This window comes from Aeromonas sp. HMWF015 (assembly GCF_963878965.1).
GTDB classification, from domain to species: Bacteria; Pseudomonadota; Gammaproteobacteria; order Enterobacterales; family Aeromonadaceae; genus Aeromonas; species Aeromonas veronii.
Genome location: NZ_CAWNZT010000089.1, coordinates 5,337 through 13,186 on the forward strand (window position 1 = coordinate 5,337; position 7,850 = coordinate 13,186).

Consider the following 7,850-nt stretch of genomic DNA (forward strand, 5'->3'; position numbering starts at 1 on the left):
GCCATAAAAAAACCGCCGATCCCGGCGGTTTTTTGTTGTCTGGCATTCGGGATTACATGCTGTAAGCCTTCTCGCCGTGGGAGGTGACATCCAGCCCTTCCCGCTCGGCATCGCCATTCACCCGCAGACCCACCAGCATGTCGACCGCCTTGAAGGCAATCGCCGCCACGGCACCGGACCAGAGCAGGGTGACACCGACCCCGATGGCCTGGATCTTCACCTGAGTCAGAATGGAGTAACCCTCGGCAACCTGATTGGTGACATAGTCCCACACCCCGGTACCGCCCAGATCCGGGCTGGCAAAAACGCCGGTCAGCAGGGCGCCGAGAATGCCGCACACCCCGTGCACGCCAAACACGTCCAGACTGTCATCGGCCCCCAACATGCGCTTGAGACCGTGGACCCCCCACAGACCCGCCACACCACTGATCAGGCCCATCACCAGACCACCGCCCACACCGACGAAACCGGCCGCCGGGGTGATCACCACCAGACCGGAGACGGCACCGGAAGCGGCACCCAGCAGGGAGGGGCGTCCCTTCATCACCCACTCGGCCAGCGTCCATGACAGGGCTGCCGCAGCCGGAGCTACCCAAGTGTTGATAAAGGCCAGCGCCGCAACACCGTTGGCTTCCAGCGCGGAGCCGGCGTTGAAACCGAACCAGCCGAACCAGAGCAGTGAGGCGCCGATCATGGTCATGGTCAGACTGTGGGGCGTCATGGGATCACGACCGTAGCCCAGACGCTTGCCCACCAGATAGGCACCCACCAGACCCGCCACGGCGGCGTTGATATGCACCACGGTGCCGCCCGCGAAGTCCAGCGCACCATGCTGGAACAGATAACCGGCGGTGGCGGTTGCAGCGGCAGCCGCATCGGCGCTGGTGTAGGCATCCGGCCCCGCCCAGTACCACACCATATGGGCCAGCGGAATGTAGGCGAAGGTGAACCAGATCACCGAGAAGAGCAGCACGGCGGCAAACTTGATGCGCTCGGCAAAGGCGCCGACGATCAGACCGCAGGTGATGGCGGCAAAGGCCCCCTGAAACACCACATAGATGAACTCGCTGATACCGACACCCTTGCTGAAGGTGGCCGCGATGGAGTCAGGAGTGACCCCCTTGAGCAGCACCTTGCTGAAGGAGCCGAACACGCTGTTGCCCTCGGTAAAGGCGAGCGAGTAGCCGTAGATGACCCAGAGCACGCAGATGAGGCAGAACAGGGTAAAGACCTGCATCAGCACGCTCAGCATGTTTTTGGCGCGCACCAGCCCGCCGTAGAAGAGGGCCAGACCGGGGATCGACATCAGGATCACCAGTGCGGCCGAGAGCAGCATCCAGGTGTTGTCGCCCTTGTTAATCGTCACGCTGGCAACCGGTGCCACCGCAGCCTGAACCTGAGAGACCTCATCGGCCCAACTTGGGGTCACCAGCAACGCCGTCAATATCGGCAGACCCGCCATCATCCATTTTTTGACCATAGAGCACTCTCCTTCCCTGTCGTACCGGTATAAACCGGCTCCGTTTCCCTGATTGAATCTGCGGCGAACCGCAAGGTATTGCTGCAACCCGCCAGAATCACACCCGCGCCCTGCACGGGGATGCCTCTTGCCACTTCCTCATCACTGCGTCTGCCGCCGATGACCGCAAGAGACCGCCTGACATGTAAAAAGCATAAAGCGGGCCACAAATTTAAATCCTTTTAAATCACTGCATTAGAAAGGTCGCGCATCATCAACGCACCAATTTGGCGCATGAGCTGCGCTAACCAGCCCAGGGTCGCCCTGTCACAGGGCAGGCGATACGTCGCGCACCAGAAGTGCGCAAACCCTGAGCCAGCCCACAAGCTGACGTCATCGATATCGCGCGCTGCGGGCCCGCTCGTTTACACTGACAGACCAGCCGTTTCCTGTTATCCGACCACGGCATGCCATTACACAGCCCCTTGTTTGCAACCTGATGGCAGGCCCAATCCGAGGAACACCATGCAGTTCGATCGTCTCGACATCAGCCTCTCCCACTACCGTCACCTCGACCGGGAGCATCGCGCCCACATCGCGCTGCTGGGGATAGTGATGCTGGCCATCATGGCCCTGCATCTGTTGCTGCTGCCCCACTTCCCCTACGAGCGCTTTTACGCCGTCAGCTTTGGCTTCGAGGTGATCAACTGGCTCACCATGCTGTTCCTGTTCTGGGTGGTGCAGTGTGCCCACCTGCCCACCCATACCTACCGCATGCTCTCCTGCGGTCTGATGTTGTGGATCATGGGGGCCACCGCCGACATCATGGATGAGCTGGTGGCGCAGCCACTCTGGCTCGCCATCTATGCCGAGGATCTGCTGCGCTCCAGCGGCATCCTGCTCAGCAGCATCGGTATCCTGAGCACCATGCACCACCTCTTCCACATCAATACCCAGCTCAGACAGCAGGCGTTGTTTGACGATCTGACTAGGCTGCCAAACCGGCGCTACTTTCATCAGCAGCTGTTTCTGGAACAGGGGATTTGCCACGCTCTCATCCTGCTGGATCTCGATCACTTCAAGGTGATCAATGACAACTACGGCCACGATATCGGGGATCGGGTGTTGCAGCAGTTTGGCGAGCTGTTGCAACAGCACTGCCCGCCGGGTGCGTTGGCGGCCCGTGTCGGGGGTGAAGAGTTTGCCCTGCTGCTGCCCGTCGCCCACGAAGCCGAGCTGCAGCAACTGGCCAACACCCTGCTCACTGCGACCCGCAATATCGCCCCCGACCCGGCCCATACCATGACGGTCAGTCTGGGAGTGGGGATCCGCGAGCCCAAGGAACCGGCAGTCTCGCTGTTCAAACGGGTGGATCAGGCGCTTTATGGCGCCAAGGAGGCGGGCAGAAACTGCGCGGTATGGGCGACGCCAACTAATAAAGAGGCGTGAAGAGCTGCCGATTGATTGCCGATCACGGCGGAAGATTGCTGCTGATACAGGGGCCCAATGGCCCCTGTTTTATGGGGAAAATCCCCTCGCCTAAAAGCGGAAGGTAAGACCGATATTGGCCTGCCATTGGGTTACCAGCTCCCCGCGCACCTTGAACACGCACTGCTCCGGGTTGCAGAGAAACTGGTTGTTGTCGTTGACCAGCGAGCCATAACCGCGCACCTCGGCCCGCAGCGCCAGATGCTCGGCGAGGCGCGGTTGCACCCCGAGCGCCAGCGACATGGAAGGGGTCACCTCGCTGTCGTAGGCGGCAAAGCGGGTCACCCCGATCCCGGCGCCGATGTAGGGCGCCATCAGGTTGTCAGAGAGGGTCAGCGCACCGGCAAAGTGCAGGATGTCCACCGTCAGGCGATCCGGCTGGTCGGGAGAGAGGGTGGTGGACTGATGGCTGTAGAGCAGCTCGATCATGCCCGGATCATCCACCTCCTTGCTGATAAAAAGACCCCAGCTACCGGAGCCCTGTCCCTGCAGTGAATCAAACGATGCAGAAAGCGGCACCGGCTGCACCACATCGTCACTCTTCTCGAAGTCGATGGCTGAGCTGTAGCCGACAAACGGCGTCACCTGCCAACCGGATGTGGTCGCGGCCTCGCTACTCCAGGCCTGCCCCAGTGGCAGCAACAGCCCCATCATCACTATCCCGGCTCTCTTCATCATCATCCCCTGCTCCCTGTGTGATTGTGCAGAAAGCATACCAGAGGCGTCCTAGGCCCATCCTAAACGGCGGCTGTACCGGATCACTTTCATCGCGGGATTTCCCTCTCGCCTGAACCCTGCCGCACCGCCCCACTGGCGCCGCTATGCCCCCCTGCCACCATTCATCGACGGTTAACCTCTGCCACGTATGCTGGCGCCAAATCGGGTCATCGGGGCCCGTTATCACTACTCAGAAGGACATCAGGGAATGGTTGCCGCGCAACTTCACGACCCCCAAACCACCCTCGCGGATACCCTGCGGGCCACCGCGCATGCCATCGACGAGAGCCACATCAGCCTGCGCCAGATGCTGGAGCTGGTGGGCGAACAGGGAATGCTGCTGTTTTGCGTGCTGCTCACCGTCCCCTTCCTGCTGCCGGTCTCCATTCCCGGGGTCAGCACCCCGTTTGGCCTGCTGATCCTCTTTATCGGCATCGGCATCACCCTCAATCGGGTGCCCTGGCTGCCCGCCATGCTGATGGAGCGCCGCTTCGCTGCCGACCAGCTCAAGACGACCCTGCACAAGGGGGCGGATCTGCTGGCCCGGGTCGATCGCGTTATCCGCCCGCGCCTGCTGGTGCTGACCGGCAGCAACACGGTCAACCGCTGCAACGGCCTGCTGATCATGCTGGCCGCCCTGCTGCTGATGCTGCCCCTGGGCGCCATCCCGTTCACCAACGCCATGCCTGCCTGGGCCATCCTGCTGCTGGCCACCGGCATGTTGCAGCGGGACGGTCTGTTCGTCGCCAGCGGCTATCTGCTGGTAAGCGCAACCCTGGTCTGGTTCAGCGTGCTGGCCATCGGCTTGCTGATGGCGGGCCAGAGCGCCAGCGGCCTGCTCGGCTAACCCCGATGCACAGAAAAAGGGCGACCAGATGGTCGCCCTTTTTGATTTGTGCGGGATACCGCCCGGTCAAAGCAGATCGTAGATAAGGGCCGAGATGGCAAGCAGCCCCATCACCAACACAAAAAGGGTACTCGGCCCGCGATAACGCTTGAGTGCGGGCAAGCGATAGATGGAGCAGGCCGGCAGCAGAAACAGGATCACCGCGATCAGCGGGCCACTGACGCGCTCGATGATGTCGAGCACGTTGGGGTTCAGATAGGTGATGACGGCGGTCACCATAAACAGGATCACTGATGACACCCGGGCGATGGTCGACTCCTTGAGGGAGAGCCCCAGCCCCTGACAGGCACCGCTCACCATGCTCACCGTCCCCTCGCTCACCCCCATGGAGGTGCCGAGGAAAGATTTGGACATGGCCAGAATGGCGATGAGCGGCCCCACATAGGCGATCAGCGGATTGGAAAACTTGTTCGCCAGCGCCGACAGCACGGAGATATTGTCGGTGCGGGCCAGCGCCATCTCGGCCTGACTCAGACTCATCACGCAGCTCACCACGAAAAAGAGCACGCTGCCGCAAATCAGCATGCTGCTGCACTTGATGATCCGCTTGGCACGCAGGTCGGCACTCTCCTGACAACGCTTCTTCTGCGCCGCGCTGAAGGAGGAAATAATAGGCGCATGGCTGAAGGAGAAGACCATCACCGGCACGATCAGCCAGAGGGATTTCCAGAAGGCCGGATCCCGCCAATCTACCGCCTGGCTCTCGCTGAAATAGGAGAGGCTCCACTGGGGCAGCAGATAGATGGAGAGGCCAATCAGAAAGGCGACCATGGGCAGCGCCAGCACGCTGATGGCCGATACCACGATCTGTTTGCCAGCCAGCAGCACCAGATGCAGGCCCAGCATCACCCCCAGCACCAACAAGCCGCGCGGAAGCTCGGCATCCCCCAGCTGGTGAACAACGAAGCTCTGGATCGCGTTGGTGATGGAGATGCTGTAGACCAGAATGATGGGGTAGAAGGCCATCAGATAGACCAGCATCAGCAGCTTGCCCGCCTTGGCACCGAAGTGCTCCTCCACCACATGGGTGATATCCCCTTCCCGATGGGAGCTGGAGAGCACAAAGCGGCTCAATGCCCGGTGGGAATAATAAGATAGCGGAAAAGCCAGCAATAAAATAAACAGTAAAATAACCGGAGAATTACTGCCAACAGTAATAGGGAGAAATAACGTACCGGCACCAACCGCAGTGGCATATAGGCCCATGGTCCATACCGAATCGCTTTTCTCCCATTTCAATTTTGAAACAGGGTTACTCTTTTCAGCAATAGAAAAACTCATTGCAATATATACCTTATTAGTCTGTCATCATTATTTTTATTGGCCCGAATAACAGGCTGGAGATATGTCGTTGCATATCACCCTGCACATGAAAAAACAACGCCACCAGCGGCCAACAGGGCCACCGGAGAGAAACGGAGCTGCCACACTACCATCGTTGAAATCGCTATCCGGGTCAAGGTTAATAATTCATGACTGTTTGAATCGGAATGTTTCAAAAGAAAACAGGATGTATCACATTCGTCACCCAAAACCAGATTTACGCCTGTTTGATAACATACCGATAAAACCTCATGCTGTTGCCCAACAACACAAATAAGACCAGCGATCAGGCCGATAATATTAACACCTTAAGCTGTGGAATATGAGTTAAATAATACGGCCAACGTTTCTACTAATTGACAATGATGTCAGCCAATTTATTCAGGGTAAAATAGCAGGCTATTTCCCACAGCGACCGGAGCGGCAATCTCAACCTGCCGGGCAGTGCGCCACCCGGTTGCGGCCTGCCCGCTTGGCCCGATAGAGCCACTCGTCGGCCCGGGCCAGCGCCTGATTGATCTCCTCCTCCGGCTGCACCAGAGTTGTGCCCAGACTGACCGTGATGGCGACCGGATCGGCAGGCAACGCTGCGACGGCGGCACGGATCTGCTCCGCCATCTGCAGCAAACCGGCTTCATCGATTCGCGGCAGCAGGATCAGAAACTCCTCGCCACCGCTGCGCACAAACAGATCGTCCGCCCGCAACAGGGCATCGATACAACTACTGAAGCGCTGCAAGGCCCGATCTCCCTGCTGGTGGCCGTAACGATCGTTGATCTGCTTGAAGTGATCGATGTCGAGCATGATAAGGCCACAGGGCGTATCCCCTGCCCGCAACTGCTGACAGTGCTCGAAGAAAAAACGGCGGTTGTAGAGGCCGGTCAGCTGATCGGTTTCACTCTGGCGCAGCAGTCGCTGCTGCAACTCGAACTGGCGGGTGATATTGCGAGTCACCCAGGCCACCGCCCGCTTGCCGTCATAGAGGGAGGGCAGCGGCGCAATCTTGCCCTCGAAACGCTGTATCCCTTGCGGCCCGGCGGCAGCATTGATCCCCCCTACCTCGGCAGCGGAGAGCTCATACTCCACCACCCGCACCTGGCCGCTCGCCAGCGACTCGGCTACCTGCGCCTTGACCCATATGGCCATCTCGGGTGGCAGCACATCGGCCAACTGCTTGCCCGCCAGCGGATTGCCATCGTGATAGGATTGCTGCTCCATGCCGCCGATATATTCCACGTAATAGCCATCTTCACTGAGAATAAAGACGGGATCTGGCAGCTGGGCCATCACTTCATAAAGCTGGGTTACCGAAAGCGCCACGGAGACTCCTGTACTTCAGCGTCAAACAGGGGGGAGATATTCTGCCTCAAGAGGACTCACTCGCCCTCATCGGCAGAACAGAAAAATCTGCGGCCACAGCCAACAATCCTTTACATCTAGCAGCCTGCCAGCCTCTCGGTCGGCCACCACCGGTGGCCAGCGCGTTGCAACTCCCGCCACTGCGCTCGCTCACGGCGGCGAAAGCCCCCTCACCCGGTCACGCATATCCCGTTGTTTCAACTCACAAGTTCATTTACGCTGGCCGTCCTGAGTCCAGTTTTAACCTCATCAGCCATCAGGACGCCAGCCGCCCGCAACCTCAGGGGCTGTACCACGGAAAAGGAATCGCCAGATGAAAAACGCCATCGTTACCGCCCGCTTCGACGCCATCAGCACCGAAGGGGAACAGCTCACCATCAAGATCGCCATCAAGGCCCCCGAGCCGGATCCCAAGTCCGCCAACGGTGACTGGCGCTGCAAGGTGAAGCTGGCGGGGCTGAGCGACAAGACCTTTATCTACGGCATCGACAGCCTGCAGGCCCTGAGCCTCGCCATCAAGTTTGTCGAAACCGAACTGCGCGCTTTCTCCGATGCGGGCTGGCAGTTCTATCTGCCCAATTGCCCAGATCACCCCAT

At 59.6% G+C, this 7,850-nt stretch carries 7 protein-coding genes; 3 read left to right on the forward strand and 4 right to left on the reverse strand.

What is annotated here, in order from left to right; translation table 11 throughout:
* Positions 1-52: 52 nt before the first annotated feature.
* On the reverse strand, positions 53-1,480 hold the full coding sequence (amt, locus tag AACS18_RS04025) for an ammonium transporter (RefSeq protein ID WP_108613766.1): 1,428 nt from the start codon (positions 1,478-1,480) through the stop codon (positions 53-55).
* A gap of 504 nt (positions 1,481-1,984) precedes the next feature.
* On the opposite strand from amt, the gene AACS18_RS04030 reads away from it, so the two are divergent.
* A complete protein-coding gene (locus AACS18_RS04030; RefSeq protein WP_108613767.1) occupies positions 1,985-2,908 on the forward strand; it encodes a GGDEF domain-containing protein in 924 nt (307 codons plus the stop codon).
* Between the two features lie 90 nt (positions 2,909-2,998).
* Here the strand turns inward: AACS18_RS04030 and AACS18_RS04035 are convergent, their stop codons facing one another.
* Positions 2,999-3,622, reverse strand: coding sequence for an outer membrane beta-barrel protein (locus AACS18_RS04035; protein WP_108539557.1), 624 nt, complete (start codon positions 3,620-3,622; stop codon positions 2,999-3,001).
* Positions 3,623-3,872: 250 nt separating this feature from the next.
* Here AACS18_RS04035 and AACS18_RS04040 point away from each other — a divergent pair, with 250 nt between their 5' ends.
* Positions 3,873-4,511, forward strand: a complete 639-nt coding sequence (locus AACS18_RS04040) for an exopolysaccharide biosynthesis protein (protein WP_181363403.1) — start codon at positions 3,873-3,875, stop codon at positions 4,509-4,511.
* A 66-nt stretch (positions 4,512-4,577) separates the two neighbouring features.
* On the opposite strand, the gene AACS18_RS04045 is transcribed toward AACS18_RS04040, so the two are convergent.
* Positions 4,578-5,852 (reverse strand): amino acid permease, encoded by a 1,275-nt coding sequence (locus AACS18_RS04045; protein WP_108613769.1) that lies wholly within the window; start codon positions 5,850-5,852, stop codon positions 4,578-4,580.
* 471 nt (positions 5,853-6,323) lie between these two features.
* Positions 6,324-7,214, reverse strand: coding sequence for a sensor domain-containing diguanylate cyclase (locus tag AACS18_RS04050; RefSeq protein ID WP_108613770.1), 891 nt, complete (start codon positions 7,212-7,214; stop codon positions 6,324-6,326).
* Positions 7,215-7,566: 352 nt separating this feature from the next.
* Here AACS18_RS04050 and AACS18_RS04055 point away from each other — a divergent pair.
* On the forward strand, positions 7,567-7,850 hold a 284-nt coding region (locus tag AACS18_RS04055), incomplete at its 3' end, for a DUF6968 family protein (protein ID WP_108613771.1).